The sequence below is a fragment of the Aliibacillus thermotolerans genome, from assembly GCF_027853235.1.
Taxonomy (GTDB): Bacteria; Bacillota; Bacilli; order Bacillales; family Marinococcaceae; genus Aliibacillus; species Aliibacillus thermotolerans.
In genome coordinates, this window is record NZ_WKJG01000023.1 from 1 (window position 1) to 21,614 (window position 21,614).

The window sequence follows — 21,614 nt, forward strand, 5'->3', positions numbered from 1 at the left end:
CTCCGAAACGTCGGACATCTAGGGCAGGGACTGCCCGAAGTAACGCTCAAGGAGACGAAAGAGTGCTTTCGTCGAGGAGTTGAGAAGCTCCCACTTCAAGCGTTAGCTAAGTGGCGAGTAGTTCACATGATCATGCTTTCTCTTCCCCTACTTTTAACCAATTTTCAAACATTAGCTCATCTAGACTTTTAAATGTATATCCTTGTCGACGACATTCATCAATCACCCTTCCAAGTGCTTCTGCATTATCTTTAGACACAGAATGAAGGAGCAACACAGCCCCCGGATGAATCCGTTCCATAATCCGATTGTAAGCGTAATCTGCTCCTTTTTGCTTGTTCGTCTCCCAATCGTTATACGCAAAAGACCAAAAGACATTGACGTATCCTAATTCTTCTGTTTTTTGAAGAGAACGCTCATTAAAAGTCCCCCTCGGTGGCCGCAAATAATGCATATCCGTTTCCCCTGTTAATTGCGTGAACTTCTCTTTTACTTTTTCCAGTTCTTCTTTCAATTCTTCATCGGATATTTCAGGGAGACTCGGATGATTCCATGAATGATTGCCTACGATATGTCCTTCTTCCACCATTCTTTTCACTAACCCAGGTGCAGAGTTTAAATAATGGCCGGTGACAAAAAAAGCTGCTGGAACATCTTTTTCTTTTAATACATCTAAGACGTCTTTCGTATAACCATTTTCATATCCGTTATCGAAAGTTAAATAAAGTGTTTTATGAGAAGTGTCTCCGATATAAAATCCACTGTAGCGATCCAGCAAGTCTTTATATTCTTTTTCTGTGTCTGCCGGTTCATGATTGTTATTTGGTTTAAAACTCCAATGGTACACTTCCTTTGCGAATCCCACCTGTGTAGAAAATAATAAGCACATCGCTAAGCAGCCTGAAATGAGTGTTTTCATAATGTCCTCCAACTTTTTTCATTATTATTTCCCGCCTTCTCTTTCCTATGCATCCAACGTTCATCGTAACTAATCAGAGGAACAAGAAAATTTTTAACATTTAATAACTACGAAAGTCGGTTTATTTCATAGGGAAGAAGATTTATAATGTACACTCGGTGCTTTATTTTAAAGAAAGGAGGAAAAAGGATGGGAAACAATAAGTCTGGGTTTGTGCAACGTGCCTTAGATTTCATCGAAAGAGTAGGGAACAAACTTCCTCATCCGGTTACCTTATTTGCTATTCTCGCTGGTTTAGTTGTTATCGTTTCTGCTATTTTAGCCAATTTGGGGATTGAAGCCACAAATCCTGCAGACGATGAAGAAATCATCACTGTGAAAAATTTACTTTCAAGTGAAGGCATCGAGTACATGTTTACAAGCCTCGTGGATAACTTTATTAATTTTGCTCCGCTTGGCGTTGTATTGGCGACCATGATTGGAATCGGACTTGCCGAACGAAGTGGTTTTATTAGTGTCTTGCTTCGTGGATTTGTTCTATGGGTTCCAAAACGGTTTTTAACGGCAGGACTCGTATTTGCAGGGATTATGTCTAGCGTTGCCTCAGACGCTGGGTACGTCGTCTTGCCACCTCTTGGAGCGATGCTTTTTGCTGCATTAGGACGACATCCTCTTGCTGGACTTGCTGCTGCCTTTGCCGGTGTTTCCGCAGGGTTTAGTGCCAATTTATTGCTATCTGCGACAGATCCAATGTTAGGTGGACTCACAATCGAAGCCGCCACAACGATTGATCCAGTCTATGCAGAAACAATGAACCATGCAATGAACTATTATTTCATCATCGTCTCTACGTTTTTGTTAACGATCGTTGGAACTTTTGTCAGCGAAAAAATTGTAGAACCGAGACTTGGATCCTATGAAGGACAGACGACGGAAAAATTAGAAAAGTTATCACCATTAGAGAGAAAAGGAATTATTTGGTCATTTGTTTCTATTGTAATCACAAGTATATTGTTAGCGCTTTTAATCGTACCTGAGAACGCTCCGTTGCGGGGAGAAGACGGCGCAATTATTCAATCGCCATTTATGAGCTCCCTCGTCGTTGTTATTCTCATTCTTTTCTTTGTGCCAGGTTTAGTATACGGCATTGTCACAAAATCAATTAAAAATGATAAAGACGTTGCCAACCAGCTGTCTGACACGATGGCTTCCATGGGAATGTTTATCGTACTCGCATTTACAGCGGGACAATTCGTTGCTTTCTTCAATGAAACAAACATGGGACTACTTTTAGGTGTTTATGGAGCAGAGTTTTTAGAATCCATTCACTTGACTGGAATCCCGCTCATTATTGCATTTATTCTTTTAACCGCTTTTGTGAACCTGTTTATAGGAAGTGCATCAGCAAAATGGGCAATCATGGCTCCTATTTTCGTTCCGATGATGATGTTACAAGGTTATTCACCGGAATTAACCCAAATGGCGTATCGTGTTGCTGACTCCAGCACAAACATCATTACCCCACTAATGACATACTTTGCAATTATTATTGCATTCGCTCAAAAGTATGACAAAAAAATGGGGATTGGTTCACTGATTGCAGTGATGCTACCATATTCTATTATTTTCCTTGTTGTATGGTCTTTGTTACTCATCGTTTGGATGTGGCTCGGAATCGACCTTGGACCAGGATCACCAATTTTATATGACAAATAAAGAAAAAAGGAAAAACTGTCCAAAAAGTCATCCATAGTAACTTTTTGGACAGTTTTTTTGAAAAAAAGCTGAATAGATGTGGATCCAGCGCTTATAGCACCGTTTCATTACAAATCAACTTCTGGTAACAACCCATGGCCAAACCATGGCACTATTTTAACATCAAACTGTTATTGGAAACGATCCATGCCCGACGCATGATGCCTTTTCAGCATAAAAATGATTATGGAAGCAAGCTTCGTCGCATACTTCATTGTGAAAGCAAGCCATACATGGCTCATGGCACCACTTCAACGCCAAATAGCTATGGAAACACGCCCATGGTAACTCATAGCGCTACTTTAGCCTAACACTCCTTGTCAAATCGATGCCAAAATATCAAAAAGACATCGATTCGGTGTCATCACTTGTGTGAAACAACACTTTGAAGCAATGCATCTTTCTATTTGTTGGTTTTATCTCGTTATTTTATTAAATGATCAATCCGATTGATATAAGGAATGATTAATTGTCCATCTCGCCAACTTAGCTTAGTTACCCCGGTATTATCTAATTGAAACGGGCGACGTAATTCTCCCCATTTTTCTCCTGCTAACACATACATGAAAAAAATAGTGATAAAGCCTCCATGAGAAATAGCCGCAATGGTATCCCCTGATTTCAAGCTTTTGAATAATGCCATAAGTTGTCGGCACCGCTCTGTTAATTGTTCATCTGTTTCTGTCCCAGGAAGTCCTGAACGGAGTAAACTTCTTCGAACGAGGTGTGGGTATGCTTCATATATTTCTCGTCTCGTTTTCCCTTGAAGGGGCCCTAAGTAGATTTCCCTCAAAAGTGAAGTTATTTCCACTGAAACTTGTTGAAAGCGTTCTAACGCAAGAGCCGTTGACATCGCTCGAGATAAATCACTCGAGAAAATATAGTCCAATGGTTGCTCGGAAAATGCTTTTCCTAGAGATTCCGCTTGTTGCTCTCCTTTTTTCGTTAACGGATAATCTTTACATCCTTGTAAAACCCCTAATCGGTTCCCCTCTGATTCTCCATGTCTAATCAAATATACATCTATATCTTCCATTCATCTCTGTCCACCTTTATTCTTTCACCGTTTCTTTATTTTTTTGTCCATAATGAAATAAATCAATCTTTCGCCACTTCCCAAATCGGTAATAAGCGAAAGAAAATAAACTACTGATCACAAAGCTCACACCGATTCCGACCGCGATTCCATTTTCTCCTAACCATGTGGAAAAGCCCCAAGAGAGCGGAAAACGTAACACCCAGAAAGACAAGGTGTTTAACACGAGCACTTGCACCATCGCCCCTGACGCACGAACGATACCATTTAAAACAAAATTAATCCCTAAAAAAGGATAGAAAAAAGCAACAATTCGTAAATACGTAGCACCAAAGTTCACCGTAGCTGGATCTGAGACGAACATTCTTATAAGCAATTCAGATAAGAGAAATACAATAAGCGCAATCGTTAAAGTGACGGTTAAAATAAGAAAGAGACCACTTTTGGCAATATCAGTGACGCGGTGCCATTTGCCGGCACCAATGTTTTGTCCTGCCATACTAGTAATGGCGGAACCGAGAGTAGTTGCAGGTAGCATAATGAGACTGTCTAACCGCTGTGCTGCCCCGTACCCAGCGATTACATTTTCACCAAAAGAAGTCACGACTGTCATGATTGCCAGCATTCCCCCTGATATGACCATCATCGAAAAACCAGACGGAAGTCCGAGTCGAAAAATGCGGGTAAATTCTTCCCATGGAGGGGGTGTCGGTACAGTAAAAGGCAATCCTTTGGCGCGAATAGAATAGATGAGTCCAAATAAAAAAGCTGCTCCTTGAGAAACAACCGTTGCCACTGCAGCTCCTGCTACATCCATTTGAAACCCAGCAATAAATAATGGATCTAATATGATGTTCAACCCGACCGCAAGAGAAATAAAACGAAGGGGGGTTCGACTATCTCCCACCGCTCTTAAAACAGTCCCAATAAAGTTGTAACCAAACAAAAAGAGAATTCCGATGAAGTTAATTTTTAAATACGTCGCTGCCATGGGAAGAATACTTTCAGGCGTTCCCATCCAACGCAAAATGGTGTTGGACATGAAAAATCCAAGTATTCCTAACATAATCGCAAGTATCCCGAGGACAAATACAAAGGCATTTAAAGAAATACGTAATCCTTCGCTATCCTTTGCCCCCATTCGTTGCGAGAGCACCGTTAACGTAGCACCATTAATACCAATGATAAATGACAACACTGTAAAAATAATTGTAGAAGAAATAGATACAGCTCCAAGGGCTTGTGCACCTAATAAGTTCCCTACCCACAAACTATCTACAATTTGATATGAACTTTGCAGAAGGTTTCCTAAAAAGATAGGAGAAGAGAAAAGAATCATCTTTTTCATGATACTGCCTTCTGTGAAATCCATTTGTCTATCAGTCTTGCCCATCTAGTTAACTCTCCTCTTCTCTTCCGTACGTCATAAACGTAATTCAAAAGTTTCTATGATATCAATGCTATCTTTCACCGATTGTATCATGGAACAATTTTTTCTCGTGATGCGCATATTTTTTTCCATTTGTTCTTCGGTAACATTTTCTGCTTCCACGGTAAAATGCAAATGTATCTTTTGTACTTCGTTTGCCCCTACACCACTTCTTGTCACATTGGCTTTTATATGTATATCATTCACCTTTTGACGTCGTTTTTCCATGATTTTACGAAGGACTCCCCCGCTGCAAACCGCAATAGATGAAACTAATAATTGGTACGGACGAAAACCGTATGCTTCTTCACTCGAAATGTCCAACGTTCCGTACGTTGTAGTTGTAGAAAAACCATTCTCTTTCATATGAAATTCCATGTCAATCGCTCCTCTTTTATTTTCATCTATCGTTTTCATCATATCAAATATGTATAGGTAAAATCTTTCTTTTTGACTTCCTATGAACACAAAAAGATAAGAGGATGCCCTAGTAGGACATCCCATCATTTATCTTACTTCTTTATCGTATACCACATTTAATACTTCGTGTGAAGGTTTAGAAATCAAATTTTTCGGTATCGTATCCATTATTTTCGAGCCAAGATGTTTTTCAATATCGCGCAAATATTCTTTTGATCCAACTAAGTAAAGACCACTTAAATGGCGGTTCTTTATCTCTTTATCAATGAGGGGTGCAAGCTTTTTATACCAACGAATTCGATTTTCATCAAACCGTCGTTCTACTTCATCCACTTGCGTAGTGCCTGAAGCCGTCCTTTCTGGCGGAGCATTTCCTTTGTATTCTCGCCAATCCTCTGATTCCGCTTCCCAATTATATCGTTTTTCTTCTCGAATTTCCCCTAATGCTGCGTCAATAAAAAGCACTTCACTTTTTTGCATCAACACAATTCCAGTAGCCGGGTACGTCTTTTGAATCTGTTCTAACTGATCAGTAACAGGTTCTTTTTCCCAATGAAAAGAAGTCTCTACAGGAGCTTGGACAATTTTTTCCACAAGAACGTCTCCTGAAGCGGTCGCGATATAAATATAGCTTTTTTGAAAGTTTCTTTGTTGATCTGTAATCGCTTGATTCACTTGATCCGCTAAGGACTTAAACGCTTTCAATTCTTCTTTGCTTCCGCTTTTTTCAATGTATTCCTTCAACCGCTTTAACCCATTCTTCAATCTAATTTTCCATTCTTGTCCTTGTTGACCCCTATCTCCTGCATCTGTGTTCAAATAAATCGTTAAGATTCCTGTCTCATCATAGTGACTTTTTAATGCATTCACTTGTTCCATTAAAGACATGCTAGACTACCCCCTCTACATAATCTATACTTACTTTTCCTCACGGAGGAAAGTGATAAACGTTTTTAATTAACGCGAAGAGGAGTCACTAGAAATTCTTTTTACAGAAGTTCCCTCCAACGGAATCACATCACGATCTTCCTTCTTTAAATCTTTTAATTCTGCGGCTGTTTGTTTTGTCATCTCTTTAATAGAAAGAGTGGTATCTTTCAATTGACGAGTTTTTTCCGTGATGATTTGAAGATCATTATTGGCCGACTGCAATAACGCTGATATTTCATTGGAAGTATTTTTTAATTGCGCCATAATTTCTTCGCGATTATCTGCAACAAACTGTCCTGCTTCCTTTAGTGTACTACTTGCATCTTTCGTATATGAAATAATTTTCTCTCGCGTTTTTTTGTTTAAAAATAATGCCGCAACCGAAGCACCGCCAATCATCATACCAACAATTAATCCTGTACTATTTTTTGTTTCATTCGTCACGCGACAGCAGCTCCTTTCGTTTCTTTTTACTTTCATTATACAGTAAGTGTCATACCCTATCCTAGTCGATTTCATGCATGAACAAGATGGTTGCTCAAATTGTAAGAGAATTTTATTTTTCGAAAAATAGTAACAATTACAGATGCCATAGGTAGGAAGGTATATGGTATACTGTAAGTAACGGTGGAGAGAATATTCATCATAGAAAGAAAGGGATGAAAAATGAGAAAAATTTTACGCATGCGCTACACCATGGATGAATTAATTGACGAAAACAAAAAAGAACTATTAAATAATCCGCAAGCGATGAAGCGGATTGAAGAAAGACTAGATGAGAAAAAAGCAAATGAAGTGCACGTTCGTACGTTTAAAAAAGATGATACAAAAAAAATCGGATAACGATATCTCAATATGTAGAGTTGTTTTAGGCGTGGCCTCAAACAACTCTTTTTATTTTCGTTGAAGATATTTCAAAATGAGAGAATAGACAATGTTTCTTTGTGGAGGACGTTCATTCAGTAAATGATGCGTACCATCATCAATAAGTATGCGATCAGAATATGGAAATAAAACACCGTAACTTTTCAAATTATAGTCCACATCTACCGTATAATCTTCTGTTCCTTGAATAATTTGAATCGGTTTCTCTGTAGGAGTTTTATTCATTAATTGACTCTCCCAGTCAATGAGTGCTTGTACCCACTCAAAAGAAATTTCCTTTCCTTGAAGGGGATCTTGTTTTAAGGTTTGCATAAAAGAAGCTTCTTTTTTATTTGTTCGGAACCTTCGTGGGATTTCATCAATAAAAGGAGATAGAAACATGGTTGAGACTTTACTAACCCACCATTGATTAAATCGAAGAAGTGGAGCAATAAGGCTTACTTTATCTACTTGTTTCAATTTGTTTTCCAGTATTGCTTCGGCAATAATAGCACCGCCAGTACTATGACCAACCGCATGCAGTTGAGATATATTTCTTCTGGATACTTCATTCATGACCTGTCGTAATGCTTCTTGATATTCTGCAAAAGTTTGTACTTGAAAGCGTGGTCCACCGGAAAAACCATGGCCAGGCAAGTCAAAGGTAATGATTTGAAACCCTTTTTCAAAGAGAAATCTCATAAACGAAGCATTTGTTGCGGTATGGTCAAAAAAGCCATGCAGCAATAAGACCGTTCCACGCTGATTTTCCGGAGTAAATATTTGCGTGAACAATGACTCCTCTTTATACGGAAGCCACATCCATTCATAATTTCCTTCGCTCACCGGAAGTTTGTATACTTTCGCATATGCTTGTATGATATTTTCACTCATCTTTATCCACCAGCCGTCCAAAAAAGGACTGCCATATTTGACAGTCCTATCTTTCCTCGTTTTTATTGCAAGCGTGGGTCTTTGAGAAGTCGGTCCATTTCTTCCATATGGTTTGTTTCATCAGCGATTAAGTCTTCTAACTTCACTTGTAATTCAATCAGACCAAGCTCTTCCGCTTGCTTCACCCGCTTTTTATAGCGTTCAATCGTCTCTTTTTCTGCTTGGCGGGAATTCTCTAACATTTCTTTTACGTTATCGGTCTGTTTTACTTCTGCTGGAGTAATGGTTGGTTCTCCACCGAGTGTTTTAATTTTCTCTGCCAGGTATAACGCATGTCCTAATTCATCTGTTGTCTCTTCTTCAAAAAAAGGTTTTAATACTTGACGGTACATTCCTGTAACGACCGCTGCATAGTTTGTGTACATAATCACTGAAGCATATTCGTTTGCTAAGTCTTCATTTAAACCATCAATAAGCTCTTTCATTTTTGCATCCATTTCAACAGCCTCCTCCATTATTCAACTAGTTCGACATGTATGATTTTACCACACACTTAGGATAGTACCCTTGTAGAGAGAAAAATAAACTTGTTTTCCTTTTTTATTCAAATAATTTTTTGTACTCGCCATACCCTTCTTTTTCAAGATCTTCTTTTGGGATAAATTTTAGTGCTGCGGAATTAATGCAGTATCTTAACCCGGTTGGAGGTGGACCATCCGGAAAGACATGTCCCAAATGGGAATCCGCTTTTTCGCTCCGTATTTCAATTCTTGTCATTCCAAAACTTTCATCCAATTTCTCTATCAGTTTCGTTTCAGGGAGAGGCTTGGTGAAACTTGGCCAACCACAATTGGATTCAAATTTATCTTTTGAACTAAACAACGGCTCTCCCGACACGATATCCACATAAATACCGTCATCCTTTAAGTCCCAATATTCATTTTGAAAAGGGGGTTCAGTGCCATTTTTTTGTGTCACTTCAAATTGAATCGGTGTTAATCGTTTTTTTAAATCTTCTTTCTTTTTCATCATTCATCCCCCCAATGCCGTTTAATAAAATCAGCCCGCCCTGAACCTTGGCGATATAATAAGTAATGAGTGCGATTCTTTTTATGATAATCTTGGTGATATTCTTCTGCTGGATAAAACGGTTTTGCTGGTAGTATCTTAGTGACAATCGGACGATCGAAAGGACCTTCTTTTTCCAACTGTTCTTTCGAAGCAATTGCTTGTTGTTTTTGTTCCTCATTATGATAAAAAATTGCTGTCTGATACGATTCTCCGCGGTCATGAAATTGTCCGCCATCATCCGTCGGGTCAATTTGTCTCCAAAACGTATTTAATAACTCATCATACGTTACTTTTTCGGGATCATATTCAATTTGCACCGCTTCTACATGTCCAGTCGTGTTAGAACAAACTTCTTCGTATGTTGGATTTTCTTTATGACCTCCAGTGTAACCAGATGTTATTTTTTTCACTCCTTCATATTGCTCAAACGGACCTACCATGCACCAAAAGCAACCACCTGCAAAAGTAGCCAATGCTACATGTTCCGCCATCCATTCACCTCCGATATGCATCATATGTTTTATTGTACCAAATCAAAACCATCCGACCAACTTTGAAAGGTCGGATGGTCATCTTCTGTTTAAGCTAATTGTTTTAGCGCTTCCCTTTGAAAAGCCGGCAAATCATCTGGCGTGCGACTCGTAACGAGATGATGACATACAACCACTTCTTCGTCATGCACATTCGCTTTTGCATATTCTAAATCAACCATAATCGATTTATAACCGGTTACATGTCTTCCTTCTAATGCTTTCGCAGTAATGAGAAGTTGAGGTCCATGACAAATTGCAAATACCGGTTGATCACGGTCAATAAATGTTTTTGCAAACTGAACAAAACGATCATCAGCTCGTAATTGATCCGGAGAAAAACCTCCAGGAATAAACAAAGCATCAAATTGATCCGGTTGAACATCGTCAATGGCTGCATCTACTGTTACCTTTTTTCCATGTTTTCCTTCAATGACTTTTCCTTTTTCTTTTTCAATGACGATTAATTCGTGTCCTTCTTTCTCAAATGCCTCTTTCGGGCGATTAAATTCCGAGTCTTCAAACAAGTCGGTCATTAATACTGCTATTTTCTTTGCCATTTCTCTCATTCACTCCTTGTGGAAAGATATCACTCTCATTTTTCCACATCATCTCGCAAGCAAAACATATTATTTCCGGTTATAATCTGCTTTAATTTCTCCCCATTCTTTTGTATTCCATTTTAACAGTGGATTGTTCCATTCATTGGACTGTAACCATTTTTCTGCTCGATCAACGAGAGACCAAATTTCTTCCGTTTTCTCATTGCGCTGTAAAGTTGATTGCGCTTTTTTTCTTTGCACCCATTTAATGGCTGTATCGGAGTCGGAATAGACCGGAATGGAACTATGGCGTTCTTTTAAATAAGCAAGCGCATGAACAATCGCTAAAAATTCTCCTAAATTATTCGTTCCCATGTCTACCCCGGGGTGAGAAAACAATATTTTTCCTGTTTTCGTATCTACTCCTCTATACTCAACAAATCCTGGATTTCCATGAGATCCTGCATCTACCGAGACACTATTTTCAATATAAGAGGAAGTTCCCGTACGTTTCGGAGAAGAGGAAGTCGATGATTTTGAGAAAAAAGCTTCTTCCGCTTCCTGTTTAGAAGAATAAGAGCGAAAAGAAGCTCCCGAATACCCTTTGACTTGTTTTTCACAATCTGCCCAAGAGTCGAATACTCCCGTTTTTCTTCCTTTCCAAACGACATAATATTTTTTCTTTGCCATAACTTTTCCTTCTTTCCTACCATTTTCGACGTCGTTGCTTCAAATACACGACATTGCTTCCTTTTTGGACTCGATACGGTTGGATGTACATTCGAAAGAGGGGTGCCGCCACGGCATAGGTAATTAAAATAAACGGTAAAGGATAAACATATGCATACAAAGACATGGTCCACCAGCCTTTTTCGTTTAGCACATTCAAAATCATTCCATGGAAAATAATAGAACTCGTTCCGCACATCATAATCATCCAAATAATATTGACAAAATGAAAAACCCGTAAAGGCTCCTTATTATTCGCTTCCTTTTCTATCATCCACTGTAAAGTGAGTGCAGCTATCATCGTAATAAACGTCACAACAGCAGGTAACATTAGGATGAAAATAAACTCCTTTAAGCTCATTTCCTCCCCCTCCTGCCTTCATTATAGCTCAATTTCCTTTACGTGAAAATTGACTCCTTGCCTGAACATAGAAAAGAGGCTGTCTAATAAGTCCTGAAAAATAAATCGAGCGTTCCTTTCAACAATTATTTAGCGCTAAAACAGTGCCCTACATCGTGCATGGCTTGCTTTTACAATGGTGTTTGGATTGAAAGGGTGCCATGATCCATTCATAGCTTGTTTCCACAATTTATTTTTGAATGAAACGGTGCCATCAGCGATTCATGGCTTGCTTCCATTAGCTATTTTTATATGAAACGATAGCATGACCCATCTATGGGTTGCTTCCACAAGCAATACTTTGATGAAACGTCGGCATGACTATCCATGGCTTACTTCCATCAACAATTTGGTGTTGGAAACATGCCTATTCGGCCAAGAGGCGTTTCCAGAAGCAATTTTTGATGAAGCGATAACAAAAAAATGTCCAAAAAGTCACCAATCATGACTTTTTGGACAACTCCTTTCCTTCCATCCATATTTTATTGTTAAAAAGAGAAAACGTTATCTCGCATTCTCCATATCATCTTCTAATTCATCCTCAGTCGATGGATCTTCTGTTGTTGGATCTTCTTCTGTAGGCTCTTCATCCATCGCAGGATCTTCTTCCATTGCAGGATCCTCTTCTGTCGCCGGGTCGTTTTCTAATGCTGGATCATCTTGGATCCCTGAATCGTCAGCCGGCTCTTGCAACCCTGGATCTTCTTGCATTGGCTGCTCATCCATAGGTTCCTCTGCATCTCCACATGCGGCTAACACACTAATTGAAAGGATCCCTGATAAAGCTGCATACACTAATTTTTTACTCACTTTCATTCCTCCTAAAATGGTTTGGTTTTTATGTTTCATTTCACCTTATCCTTTCTAAAACCTTTTAAAACGAAAAAATGTGCTTTTACAAACTTTCACAAAACCATTTGAAAACTATGTAAGAAAAATAAAAAAGCTTCTTCATTTTTCTCATAAAATGAAAGAAGCTTTACTATTATGTTACAAAATCATTGCTGCAATTAAACCAAAAAGAAATAATGGAATATTATAGTGTAAAAATGTCGGTACGCATGTGTCCCAAATGTGATGATGTTTTCCATCTGCATTTAAACCCGATGTTGGGCCCAACGTGGAGTCACTTGCCGGTGATCCTGCATCTCCCATCGCAGCTGCAGTACCTACGATTGCAATAGTTGCTAAAGGAGAAAAGCCGATGCTCATACAAAATGGAACAAATAAGGCTGCTAAAATTGGCACTGTACCGAAAGATGTACCAATTCCCATCGTAACAATTAAACCGACTAGTAACATCACAGCCGCCGTTCCTACCGATGCTTCCGGAGCAATTGCTATCGCCCGGCTCACCATGTCATTTACCGCTCCCGTTTCCGTTAAGACCGTCGCAAAACCTGAGGCAATTAACATGACAAAGGCGATCATTCCCATTAATTGTACCCCTTCATTTACTACTCGATCACCATTTCGAAATGGTACAATTCGAAAGAAAAACATAAGAAAAATCCCGCTAAGCGCTCCGAGTATCAATGACTCTGTTATTAATTGAATGCCCAAGGCTACTACAATCGCAAACAGAGTAAAAACATGATGCCTTGTAAAAGTATTTCCTGAAGACTCTTTCTCTGTCTCAATCGTGACAAGAGAAGAGGTACTTTCAATGTGACGGGGCTTCCGATAAGAAATAAAGACCGCAATAAAAAGTCCCACAATCATTCCTAATCCGGGAATCAACATTCCTTTCCAAATATCTCCTACTTCTACACTCAAACCACTAGCTACCAGCTCTTGCGTAATGGTGTTATGAAAAATATAACCAAATCCGATCGGAAGCATGACATACGGGGCTTTGAGTCCAAAAGTTAACGCGGAAGCAACTGCTCTTCTATCAATTTTCATCTCATCAAAGAGCTTTAACAAAGGAGGAATTAATATAGGAATAAAAGCAATATGTACAGGTACTGCATTTTGAGAAAGACATGCAACAAACGCAATCGTCAAAATAAGAAACCCTCGTTTTCCTTTTAACACTTTCACAAGGGAGCTTACTAGTACATTTGTAATTCCCGAATAACCTATCATAATAGCAAACACACCGAGGAGAATATAGCTTAATGCCGTCTCCGCTTGTCCACCCATTCCAGAGATTAATAGTTCTAATGAATCAACGAGCGAAAGACCGGAAAGTACTCCACCGGTGAGACCAGCAATCAAGATAGCAAACACGACGTTAATTTTTAATAAACTAAGAACAATCATTACAAGAACAGAACATATTACAGCAACCATACGATAATCTCCTTTACTATTTTAGCCATGCACCAAACTAAAGTATAATTGCCTCCTCCTTGCATTGCAAGAAGAGATTTTGAATGGTATATGAGATAATGGAATGAGTGAAAATGTGCCTAAAGGAGGAAGATGTTATGAAATTCATTGACAACGAAGGAATCACGGATCCACGCATCAATTTAGCTATCGAAGAGTACGCACTAAACCATATGGACCTTGATAAAGAAAACACGTACTTATTGTTTTATGTAAATGAACCTTCCATTATCATTGGAAAAAACCAAAACACCATTGAAGAAATTAACGTAGACTATGTGGAAGAAAATAATATTCATGTCGTCCGACGTCTATCCGGAGGCGGTGCGGTTTACCATGACTTAGGGAATTTAAATTTTAGTTTTCTCACGAAAGATGACGGAAATAGCTTCCACAATTTCGAGAAATTTACGAAACCGATTATTGAAGCATTAAACGAACTCGGTGTGCCTGCTACCCTTTCAGGCAGAAATGATATCGAGGTCAAGGGGAAAAAAATATCAGGGAATGCTCAATTTTCTTCAAAAGGAAGAATGTTTAGCCATGGAACACTGATGCTTCATTCAGAAGTAGAACACGTTGTAAAAGCATTGAATGTGAAAGACGAAAAAATTAAGTCAAAAGGGATTAAATCAATAAAAAGTCGGGTAGCAAATATTAACGACTTTTTAAAAGAAAAATTAACGATGGATGAATTTAAACAATTAATTCTTCGCTATATTTTTAAAGAAACAACAGAAATACCGACGTATACCTTAACGAAAGAAGACTGGAAAAGCATCGAAAAAATCTCTAATCAACGATACCGGAATTGGGATTGGAATTACGGAAAATCACCAGCCTTTGATATTCAACGTTCAAAAAAGTTCCCTGCAGGACTTGTCGACATCCGCTTTAACGTGAAGAAAGGATACATTACGGATTGTAAAATTTATGGAGATTTCTTTGGTGTGAAAGAAATCAAAGAAGTCGAAGAAGTGCTTATCGGTACGAAGTATGAACGCTCTTCCTTGCAACAAGCCCTTGCATCACTAGATTTAGAAGAATATCTCGGCCCTATTCAACAAGAAGATATATTATCTCTTCTCTATTAAAAAAGCAGGAAGGAAGTGATTTTGTAACAATTACTCCTTCCGTTCCCTTCTCTATCGTATTTCAATTCGTTTACAGCCATGTTTCAAAAGCTTACTTTATCATTTCATACGTAGTCTTTTTACATAAAAGAAAGGACAGACAAGACACACACTCACATCTTTTTTCCTCTTTTATATCCAATACTTTCTAAGTGTTTTCCCGATTTAATCTTTGCACACAGGCCATAAGATGTAAATTTTGTTTTTTCCACCGCCCATCCTTCGTTTGTCACTTACTGCTTCTTAAGAGAACTTCTAAAATAAGAAAAAGTACAACTTCCTGGAGATAGGGTGAATAGAACATGTTTAACGTAGAAATTGGAATCGATCTTGGTACTGCGAATACGCTTTTTTATACGAAAGAAAAAGCGATTATTTTTAACGAACCGTCTGTTGTCGCAATAGATACAGAAAGCGGGAACGTACTAGCAGCGGGAATAGAAGCAAAAGAAATGATTGGAAAAACCCCTTATAAAGTGACTGCTGTACGCCCTTTAAAACAAGGAGTAATCGCTAACTACGATGCGACCAAAGACATGCTCCGTCACATGTTGAAAAAAATGAATATACGTAAACCGAAAGTAGTGGTTTCCACGCCATGTGGATCTACTTCCGTGGAAAAAAGAGCAGTGAAAGATGCATTGTTAAGTGCCGGCGCAAAAGAAGTGGCGATGATTGATGAACCCGTTGCCGCTTTAATTGGAGCTGGTCTTCCGGTCGATGAACCGAGAGCAAATGTCGTTGTCGATATTGGGGGAGGAACGACAGAAGTAGGAATTGTCTCTTACGGTGGGATTGTTGCTTCTGAGTCTATTCCACGTGGTGGAGACAATTTAGATGAAGAAATTATGCAATACGTCCGCAAAACGTATCATTTACTCATCGGAGAAAGAACGGCAGAAGCGATTAAAATGACGGTTGGCTCCGCAGATCCTAATCACCAACACGAAGCGATGGAAGTACGGGGACGAGATCTTGTCACTGGATTGCCAAAATCAATCTCCCTCCATGCGCACGAAATTCATGGTGCCATTTCTGAATCGTTAGCTCACATTCTTGAATCCATTCGATCTACTTTAGAACAATGCCCTCCGGAATTAAGTGGAGATATCGTCGATGAAGGAATTATTCTCACTGGGGGAGGTTCACAATTACACGGCATCGAAAAATGGTTAAGCGAGCAAATCTCCGTCCCAGTCCAGTGTGCATCCGAACCGTTAGAAGTAGTTGCCACAGGGACAGGAGAAGCTTTAACGTTCAGACCAATATTACAAAAAGTGTAACGTCAAACACTAAGTAATAATCTCTCTCTTGATCATTTTTAATCTATTACCTTTATCCATTGAAAATATGATACACTATAGCGTATATAGAAAATTCTCTCAACAAAGGAGGAACATGCTTGTTTGTTGTAAAAACCTACCCGGAATTTTCTTGGTCTTTATCACGCCACTATACGTTAACGGAGTGTAAAAGACGATACGCTTATCAATATTACGTCTCCCACAACGGGTGGCTGAAAGACGCTCCTCCCGAAGCAAGACATGCTTATCGCTTAAAAAATATAACGAATCTAGAAATGTTTTTCGGTTCCATCGTACATGAGACGATAAAAAAAGCGATTGACTATTATTTACAAACGAACAAACTGCCGGAAGAAATAACATTAAGAGAATACATACGAAAACGATTAAATAACGGCTTTCTTGATTCTACCAGACGAAAAGAACAATGGTTTAAACATCCGAATAAAACAACGATGTTCCACGAAATCTATTACAAAGAAACAAATCAACTACCAACAGAAAAAGTTGAAAAAATTACACATCGTCTTCAAGTAGCGATGCAACACTTTTTATCGAGCCAAACAGTACACGAATTAAAAACACAGTCCATTGATATCAAAGAAGCAGAAAAGTTTCGTGTGTTAAGAATCGGTCAGTTGAAAGTATATGTAGTTCTTGATTTACTTTATTATGATCGCAGTAAAAACCACTGGGTCATCGTAGATTGGAAAACAGGAAAGCGATCAGAAGAAGATTTGTATCAATTAGCTCTTTATGTGTTGTATTTAATGAATGCTTATTCCATCCCTCATCATCAAGATATTGTCATACGAAATGAATATTTGTTAGAAGGGGATGTGGCGGAACAGCAAATTGATGAAGTGACGTTAGAAAAAGTACAGGAACTCATTGGAACAAGTGTCGACTGGATGTACAGCTTGCTAGAAGATCCGTCTCAAAATCAACCACTACCTTTAGAAGAATTCCCTAAAACAGACAACAAAAATACTTGCCGTTTTTGTAACTTTTATGAACTTTGCTATTCATAAATGTTTAACGAATGTTTTTCTATCTTCATGCGTTCATTCCCGCAATTTTTTGCAACATTGATTCGTGTTGAATTCCATGCTTTACACCGATACCTCGACCTCTTTACTCCCCTTTTTGTAAGGGGAGTAAAAAAGTCTATTTAAAGCATATTCAGGAAATTTCTATATTGATTTCATTTGTTCGCGTAATTTGAATTTTTGTAACTTTCCGCTTGCATTTCGAGGGAGTTCATTCACAAATTCATATCGACGCGGCCGTTTATAATTCGCTAGACGATTGCTCTTTTTACAAAAATCGTCTAACTCTTCTTCTGTCACAGATGAATTTTTTAACACGACAAATGCGACGACTCTTTCTCCCCACTTTTCATCCGGTTCCCCAATCACCGCAACATCTAACACTTCCGGATGATCAAACAAAGTATCTTCTACTTCGCGGGAATAAATATTTTCTCCTCCACTTACAATCATATCTTTAATGCGATCATTCACCCATAAATAACCGTCTTCGTCTGTATACCCGACATCTCCGGTAAAATACCAACCATCCCGTAACACTTCTTTTGTTGCTTCTGGACGACGATAATAACTCGACATCATGCTCGGTCCTCGGACAATAACTTCTCCTTGTTCCCCTACAGGAACGACTTGCTCCGGATCCGTAGCATCTGGTTGAATAACACGAATCTCATGATTAATTAACGGCTTCCCGGCAGAGCCAGCTTTTTCTAACTGCTCATCATCAAATAATACGGTAATGGCAGGTCCCATTTCTGTCATTCCATAGGCTTGAAAAAGTTTGATATTTAATGTCTCGTAAACTTGTTTCACAAGGGCCGGAGCCATCGGTGCCCCACCATACAAACCTTTTTCTAAAGAAGGAAGTTCCATTTTCATTTTATTTTTTTCTTCCACTAGCATACTCCACATGGTAGGAGCTAAAAAGCAACTATTCACTCGTTCTGACTGTATCGTCTTCATCACAACTTCCGGATCAAAATGATGAACAATGATACTCGTTGCTCCTATATGGAGACGGGGGATAAAGACACAATGCATTTCAGCGCAATGAAACAAAGGAGCGGCAGATAATCCTCTATCTTGAGAAGTGAGCTGCTGTGCGCCAATCATAATTGTACTTTGGTCCACCATATCGCGATGAGAGTGAACGACCCCTTTTGGTTTCCCTGTTGTTCCACTCGTATACATTATTGCATAATCATCATTTTCCGTAAGAATCTCTTTCACTACCTCAGAAGATGTTGATTGAAGTTTTTGGTAGTAAGACACGACGCCATTTGGCAGCGGTTCATCAATATACCAAAACTGTGTCTGAGGAAAATGTTCGATGAGTGGTTGAACTTCTGATCGCACAGCTTTTTCAAAAACAACGATTTTTGGAGAAGCATCTGCTAAAATAAACTCAATTTCCTTTTCCGTTAAGCGAAAGTTGATCGGATTAAAAATTGCCCCCAGTTTGATGCATGCCACAAATGTCATAACAAATTCACTCGTATTATATAGTACGGTCGATACTCTATCTCCTTTTTGTACCCCTGCTTCTTTGAAAGCCTGTGCTAATTGATTTGCTTCTTTGTCCCATTCTTGAAATGTCCATCTTTTATTAAGTCGCATATCTACTAGCGCTTCTTTGTTTGGATACTTTTGGACGGACTGCCTGAAAACGTCTTGAAGTGTCGTCATTTTATCCCTCCTTCATATATTTAAAAAAATTAAGACTATTTGTTATATTCTTCTTTTTCCGTTTCACTCCTTTATCTAACTTCTTTTTTCTATAATTTCTGTAATTCTTATAAAAAGAAGGTTAAAATAAGACACAAGGAGTTTTTATGTTTGGAGAGGAAGATGCGATTGAAAAAAGAGACTGGATATCAAATTGGCAGGTTTTTCTTAGTCGTTATTTCCATTATCTTACTTGTTTGGATGTCATGGACACTCTTTCGACTCACCTATCCCTTTTGGTTAGCTGCTTTTTTCGTGTGGCTTTTCAAACCTTTTTCAACGGTTCTCACTAATAAATTGAAGTTTCCTCCAGGATTGGCAGCATTGACCTCCTTGCTCATAGGTCTTAGTCTATTAGGTGGCATACTAACTGGAATTACTTATCTCGTTGTCGGATGGGTCGAGCGCTTCGCAAGAAATGCACCAACTTGGATCGAAGACGCGTTCCGTACGATTCAAGACTTATTAAACGAAACGATCTGGCCGATTTGGCAAGAAATCAGTGGCGCTGCCCAAACAATCAGTGGCGATAGCGAATTTTCTTTAAGAAGCGGATTAGCGGAAGTCGGGGCACAAATTGGTTCCGCATTAGGACAATTTGCAGAGAGACTGGCAGACGGACTCACACAAGTAGCGCTCAGTGTCCCAACTATTTTGGTCGCTTTTTTATTTATTATTTTAACAATTTACTTTCTAGGAAAAGACTGGGAGCGTTGGAGTTATTACGTACGGGAAAAATTACCTCACAGTGTGCAAGAAAAAATGCGCTCATTTCACTTATCCATGCGTTATCGCGTATTTGGATATATTAAAGCACAATTTACACTGATGTTCATTACTGGTTTCATTGTATTGATCGGTTTATCCATTTTTCAAATAAAGGGTGCTTTTACACTTGCGATCATCGTAGGGATTGCAGAATTACTCCCATATTTAGGAACAGGAACTATTTTGATCCCTTGGGCAATATATTTACTACTCACAGGAGATATCGGACTAGGTATCGGAATTGCCGTTTTGTATACGATTACCATGATTGTAAGACAGACAATAGAGCCAAAAGTTCTTTCCTCTAGTATGAATTTAAATCCGCTTGCTGTGTTAATTTCTTTGTTTGTAGGATTACAAATGTTCGGAGCAGTCGGACTGTTTCTCGGACCTGCCATTCTTGTAATCATTGTAATATTAATAGACATTGGGGTCGGTGATGATATTATACATTTTATTAAGTATGGTTTTAAATCAGACTGATTTCTCGGGCTTTTAGAGAAGTTCAGTCTGTTTTTATGCCTTTAGTTATACACGCTCACTTATGTAAAATAACTGTCAAACTATGAAAAAAGAGCTACTTTTTCATACATATGAAAAACAGCTATCAATCCGCATCACAAAGGGAAAAATCACTTTTTCATTCAATTTTAAACTAGGAAATTTATGACTTTTCCTGTAAAAATCAATCAAAAATACGACGAAAATATCAAAAAAAATGGGAAATTTCGTAGGAATATTTCACTGATTACAAGGCCGTTTCATTTTATTTAAATAGTCCATTTTTCATTGATTTATCCTTCGACCTCTTGTTACGATGTGAATCGTTAAAGAGCCAATCATTTATTTTAAAAACAGGAGGTCTGTATGTTGAAACGACACGCATCTTTTTCTCTTAAAGAAGCAATTTTCACAGTCGTAGTTGCTAATTTCATTTTTTTCGCAAGTCCATTTGTTACAGCAGCTAGTGATCTCGGAGAAAAAGAGTTATCCATTGGAGCAGAAAACAGCCAAGTAGAAGAACTTCAAGAACTTCTGCATGACGAAGGTATTCTAGAGAAGGAATACATTACTGGAAGTTTCAGCGAGCAAACAAAAGAAGCTGTCAAAGCTTTTCAATCTAAACATCATATCGTTCCGGAAGACGGAATTGCAGGTCCATATACCATTGGTGCACTCACCATTCTTCACGAAGGAGACGAAGGAAAACCTGTTGAAACATTGCAAGAAGAGCTGCATGAACTCGGTTACTACACCCATAACATAGATGGAATCTTTGGAACACATACCCATGATGCTGTAGTAGCTTTTCAACAAAATGCAGAGATAAAGGTAGATGGTCTCGCGGGACCAGAAACATTTGGTGCATTACTCCAAGCTGATGAAGAATTAAATATAGCAAATACGTCTTCTGTCAAAAATAATGAAAAACAAGCGGTAAAATCTCAATCTACGACAGCGAAAGAAACTTCCAACACGAGTGTAGATGGACAAACGCTCAATGTAAGTGCCACAGCATACACAGCCAATTGTGCAGGATGTTCCGGTGTCACTGCAACAGGCGTTGATTTGAACGCGAATCCAAACGCCAAAGTCATTGCAGTAGACCCTAACGTCATTCCACTCGGATCTCAAGTACACATTGAAGGATATGGTACATTCACAGCTGCGGACACTGGTGGAGCGATCCAAGGAAACAAAATTGACATCTACATGCCAAATCATCAAGACGCAGTAAACTTTGGGCGTCGCAACTTGAAAGTTACCATCCTAAATTAACGA

The 21,614-nt window shown here is 38.7% G+C and carries 23 protein-coding genes; 7 read left to right on the forward strand and 16 right to left on the reverse strand.

Annotated elements, in window-relative coordinates:
• Positions 1-130: 130 nt before the first annotated feature.
• Entirely contained in the window at positions 131-919 is a 789-nt protein-coding gene (gene pdaA / locus GJS40_RS01760; protein ID WP_377901746.1) for a delta-lactam-biosynthetic de-N-acetylase, read from the reverse strand.
• A gap of 189 nt (positions 920-1,108) precedes the next feature.
• Here pdaA and GJS40_RS01765 point away from each other — a divergent pair, with 189 nt between their 5' ends.
• Complete coding sequence (locus tag GJS40_RS01765; protein ID WP_270895655.1) at positions 1,109-2,635, forward strand: AbgT family transporter; 1,527 nt, start codon at positions 1,109-1,111, stop codon at positions 2,633-2,635.
• A gap of 463 nt (positions 2,636-3,098) precedes the next feature.
• On the opposite strand, the gene GJS40_RS01770 is transcribed toward GJS40_RS01765, so the two are convergent.
• The 5 genes from GJS40_RS01770 to GJS40_RS01790 form a co-directional block, all read right to left on the reverse strand.
• A complete protein-coding gene (locus tag GJS40_RS01770) occupies positions 3,099-3,710 on the reverse strand; it encodes a histidine phosphatase family protein (RefSeq protein WP_270895656.1) in 612 nt (203 codons plus the stop codon).
• Between the two features lie 16 nt (positions 3,711-3,726).
• A complete protein-coding gene (locus GJS40_RS01775) occupies positions 3,727-5,103 on the reverse strand; it encodes an MATE family efflux transporter (protein WP_270895658.1) in 1,377 nt (458 codons plus the stop codon).
• 30 nt (positions 5,104-5,133) lie between these two features.
• Positions 5,134-5,517 (reverse strand): OsmC family protein, encoded by a 384-nt coding sequence (locus GJS40_RS01780; protein WP_270895660.1) that lies wholly within the window; start codon positions 5,515-5,517, stop codon positions 5,134-5,136.
• A gap of 129 nt (positions 5,518-5,646) precedes the next feature.
• Positions 5,647-6,447: a VLRF1 family aeRF1-type release factor gene (locus GJS40_RS01785; RefSeq protein WP_270895662.1), complete on the reverse strand. Its 801-nt coding sequence runs from the start codon at positions 6,445-6,447 to the stop codon at positions 5,647-5,649.
• Between the two features lie 69 nt (positions 6,448-6,516).
• A complete protein-coding gene (locus GJS40_RS01790) occupies positions 6,517-6,933 on the reverse strand; it encodes a YtxH domain-containing protein (RefSeq protein WP_270895664.1) in 417 nt (138 codons plus the stop codon).
• A gap of 222 nt (positions 6,934-7,155) precedes the next feature.
• Here GJS40_RS01790 and GJS40_RS01795 point away from each other — a divergent pair, with 222 nt between their 5' ends.
• Positions 7,156-7,332 carry an FbpB family small basic protein gene (locus tag GJS40_RS01795; protein ID WP_270895666.1) on the forward strand — a complete coding sequence of 59 codons (177 nt, stop codon included), beginning with the start codon at positions 7,156-7,158 and terminating at the stop codon, positions 7,330-7,332.
• Between the two features lie 51 nt (positions 7,333-7,383).
• Here GJS40_RS01795 and GJS40_RS01800 read toward each other — a convergent pair whose 3' ends face one another.
• From GJS40_RS01800 to GJS40_RS01840, 9 genes are all read right to left on the reverse strand, one after another.
• Positions 7,384-8,247, reverse strand: a complete 864-nt coding sequence (locus GJS40_RS01800) for an alpha/beta hydrolase (RefSeq protein WP_270895667.1) — start codon at positions 8,245-8,247, stop codon at positions 7,384-7,386.
• A gap of 62 nt (positions 8,248-8,309) precedes the next feature.
• Positions 8,310-8,744 carry a ferritin-like domain-containing protein gene (locus GJS40_RS01805; RefSeq protein ID WP_270895668.1) on the reverse strand — a complete coding sequence of 145 codons (435 nt, stop codon included), beginning with the start codon at positions 8,742-8,744 and terminating at the stop codon, positions 8,310-8,312.
• A gap of 103 nt (positions 8,745-8,847) precedes the next feature.
• Complete coding sequence (gene msrB / locus GJS40_RS01810; protein WP_270895670.1) at positions 8,848-9,279, reverse strand: peptide-methionine (R)-S-oxide reductase MsrB; 432 nt, start codon at positions 9,277-9,279, stop codon at positions 8,848-8,850.
• A complete protein-coding gene (gene msrA / locus GJS40_RS01815) occupies positions 9,276-9,809 on the reverse strand; it encodes a peptide-methionine (S)-S-oxide reductase MsrA (protein ID WP_270895672.1) in 534 nt (177 codons plus the stop codon). The genes msrB and msrA overlap by 4 nt, the downstream gene beginning before the upstream one ends.
• A gap of 89 nt (positions 9,810-9,898) precedes the next feature.
• Complete coding sequence (locus GJS40_RS01820) at positions 9,899-10,408, reverse strand: type 1 glutamine amidotransferase domain-containing protein (RefSeq protein WP_270895674.1); 510 nt, start codon at positions 10,406-10,408, stop codon at positions 9,899-9,901.
• A gap of 69 nt (positions 10,409-10,477) precedes the next feature.
• On the reverse strand, positions 10,478-11,080 hold the full coding sequence (gene rnhA / locus GJS40_RS01825; RefSeq protein ID WP_270895676.1) for a ribonuclease H: 603 nt from the start codon (positions 11,078-11,080) through the stop codon (positions 10,478-10,480).
• Between the two features lie 16 nt (positions 11,081-11,096).
• Positions 11,097-11,480, reverse strand: coding sequence for a hypothetical protein (locus GJS40_RS01830; RefSeq protein WP_270895677.1), 384 nt, complete (start codon positions 11,478-11,480; stop codon positions 11,097-11,099).
• Positions 11,481-12,023: 543 nt separating this feature from the next.
• Entirely contained in the window at positions 12,024-12,329 is a 306-nt protein-coding gene (locus tag GJS40_RS01835) for a DNA primase (RefSeq protein WP_270895678.1), read from the reverse strand.
• Between the two features lie 180 nt (positions 12,330-12,509).
• On the reverse strand, positions 12,510-13,814 hold the full coding sequence (locus GJS40_RS01840; protein WP_270895680.1) for a Na+/H+ antiporter family protein: 1,305 nt from the start codon (positions 13,812-13,814) through the stop codon (positions 12,510-12,512).
• Between the two features lie 137 nt (positions 13,815-13,951).
• Between GJS40_RS01840 and GJS40_RS01845 the strand changes: the two genes are divergently transcribed.
• From GJS40_RS01845 to GJS40_RS01855, 3 genes are all read left to right on the forward strand, one after another.
• Positions 13,952-14,947: a lipoate--protein ligase gene (locus tag GJS40_RS01845; RefSeq protein ID WP_270895682.1), complete on the forward strand. Its 996-nt coding sequence runs from the start codon at positions 13,952-13,954 to the stop codon at positions 14,945-14,947.
• A gap of 341 nt (positions 14,948-15,288) precedes the next feature.
• Positions 15,289-16,269: a rod shape-determining protein gene (gene mreB / locus GJS40_RS01850; RefSeq protein ID WP_270895684.1), complete on the forward strand. Its 981-nt coding sequence runs from the start codon at positions 15,289-15,291 to the stop codon at positions 16,267-16,269.
• 119 nt (positions 16,270-16,388) lie between these two features.
• Positions 16,389-17,321, forward strand: coding sequence for a PD-(D/E)XK nuclease family protein (locus tag GJS40_RS01855; protein WP_270895686.1), 933 nt, complete (start codon positions 16,389-16,391; stop codon positions 17,319-17,321).
• Positions 17,322-17,483: 162 nt separating this feature from the next.
• Here the strand turns inward: GJS40_RS01855 and GJS40_RS01860 are convergent, their stop codons facing one another.
• A complete protein-coding gene (locus GJS40_RS01860; protein WP_270895687.1) occupies positions 17,484-19,025 on the reverse strand; it encodes a fatty acid--CoA ligase in 1,542 nt (513 codons plus the stop codon).
• 168 nt (positions 19,026-19,193) lie between these two features.
• Between GJS40_RS01860 and ytvI the strand changes: the two genes are divergently transcribed.
• Positions 19,194-20,315 (forward strand): sporulation integral membrane protein YtvI, encoded by a 1,122-nt coding sequence (gene ytvI, locus GJS40_RS01865; RefSeq protein ID WP_270895689.1) that lies wholly within the window; start codon positions 19,194-19,196, stop codon positions 20,313-20,315.
• 387 nt (positions 20,316-20,702) lie between these two features.
• Positions 20,703-21,611 (forward strand): peptidoglycan-binding protein, encoded by a 909-nt coding sequence (locus GJS40_RS01870; RefSeq protein ID WP_270895690.1) that lies wholly within the window; start codon positions 20,703-20,705, stop codon positions 21,609-21,611.
• The last annotated feature ends 3 nt before the right edge of the window (positions 21,612-21,614 follow it).

Bases quoted from the DNA above. Each gene is read 5' to 3' on its own strand.
- pdaA (WP_377901746.1), bottom strand. From the start codon at position 919: ATGAAAACACTCATTTCAGGCTGCTTAGCGATGTGCTTATTATTTTCT.
- GJS40_RS01765 (WP_270895655.1), top strand. From the start codon at position 1,109: ATGGGAAACAATAAGTCTGGGTTTGTGCAACGTGCCTTAGATTTCATC.
- GJS40_RS01770 (WP_270895656.1), bottom strand. From the start codon at position 3,710: ATGGAAGATATAGATGTATATTTGATTAGACATGGAGAATCAGAGGGG.
- GJS40_RS01775 (WP_270895658.1), bottom strand. From the start codon at position 5,103: ATGGGCAAGACTGATAGACAAATGGATTTCACAGAAGGCAGTATCATG.
- GJS40_RS01780 (WP_270895660.1), bottom strand. From the start codon at position 5,517: ATGGAATTTCATATGAAAGAGAATGGTTTTTCTACAACTACAACGTAC.
- GJS40_RS01785 (WP_270895662.1), bottom strand. From the start codon at position 6,447: ATGTCTTTAATGGAACAAGTGAATGCATTAAAAAGTCACTATGATGAG.
- GJS40_RS01795 (WP_270895666.1), top strand. From the start codon at position 7,156: ATGAGAAAAATTTTACGCATGCGCTACACCATGGATGAATTAATTGAC.
- GJS40_RS01800 (WP_270895667.1), bottom strand. From the start codon at position 8,247: ATGAGTGAAAATATCATACAAGCATATGCGAAAGTATACAAACTTCCG.
- GJS40_RS01805 (WP_270895668.1), bottom strand. From the start codon at position 8,744: ATGGATGCAAAAATGAAAGAGCTTATTGATGGTTTAAATGAAGACTTA.
- msrB (WP_270895670.1), bottom strand. From the start codon at position 9,279: ATGATGAAAAAGAAAGAAGATTTAAAAAAACGATTAACACCGATTCAA.
- msrA (WP_270895672.1), bottom strand. From the start codon at position 9,809: ATGGCGGAACATGTAGCATTGGCTACTTTTGCAGGTGGTTGCTTTTGG.
- GJS40_RS01820 (WP_270895674.1), bottom strand. From the start codon at position 10,408: ATGGCAAAGAAAATAGCAGTATTAATGACCGACTTGTTTGAAGACTCG.
- rnhA (WP_270895676.1), bottom strand. From the start codon at position 11,080: ATGGCAAAGAAAAAATATTATGTCGTTTGGAAAGGAAGAAAAACGGGA.
- GJS40_RS01830 (WP_270895677.1), bottom strand. From the start codon at position 11,480: ATGAGCTTAAAGGAGTTTATTTTCATCCTAATGTTACCTGCTGTTGTG.
- GJS40_RS01840 (WP_270895680.1), bottom strand. From the start codon at position 13,814: ATGGTTGCTGTAATATGTTCTGTTCTTGTAATGATTGTTCTTAGTTTA.
- GJS40_RS01845 (WP_270895682.1), top strand. From the start codon at position 13,952: ATGAAATTCATTGACAACGAAGGAATCACGGATCCACGCATCAATTTA.
- mreB (WP_270895684.1), top strand. From the start codon at position 15,289: ATGTTTAACGTAGAAATTGGAATCGATCTTGGTACTGCGAATACGCTT.
- GJS40_RS01860 (WP_270895687.1), bottom strand. From the start codon at position 19,025: ATGACGACACTTCAAGACGTTTTCAGGCAGTCCGTCCAAAAGTATCCA.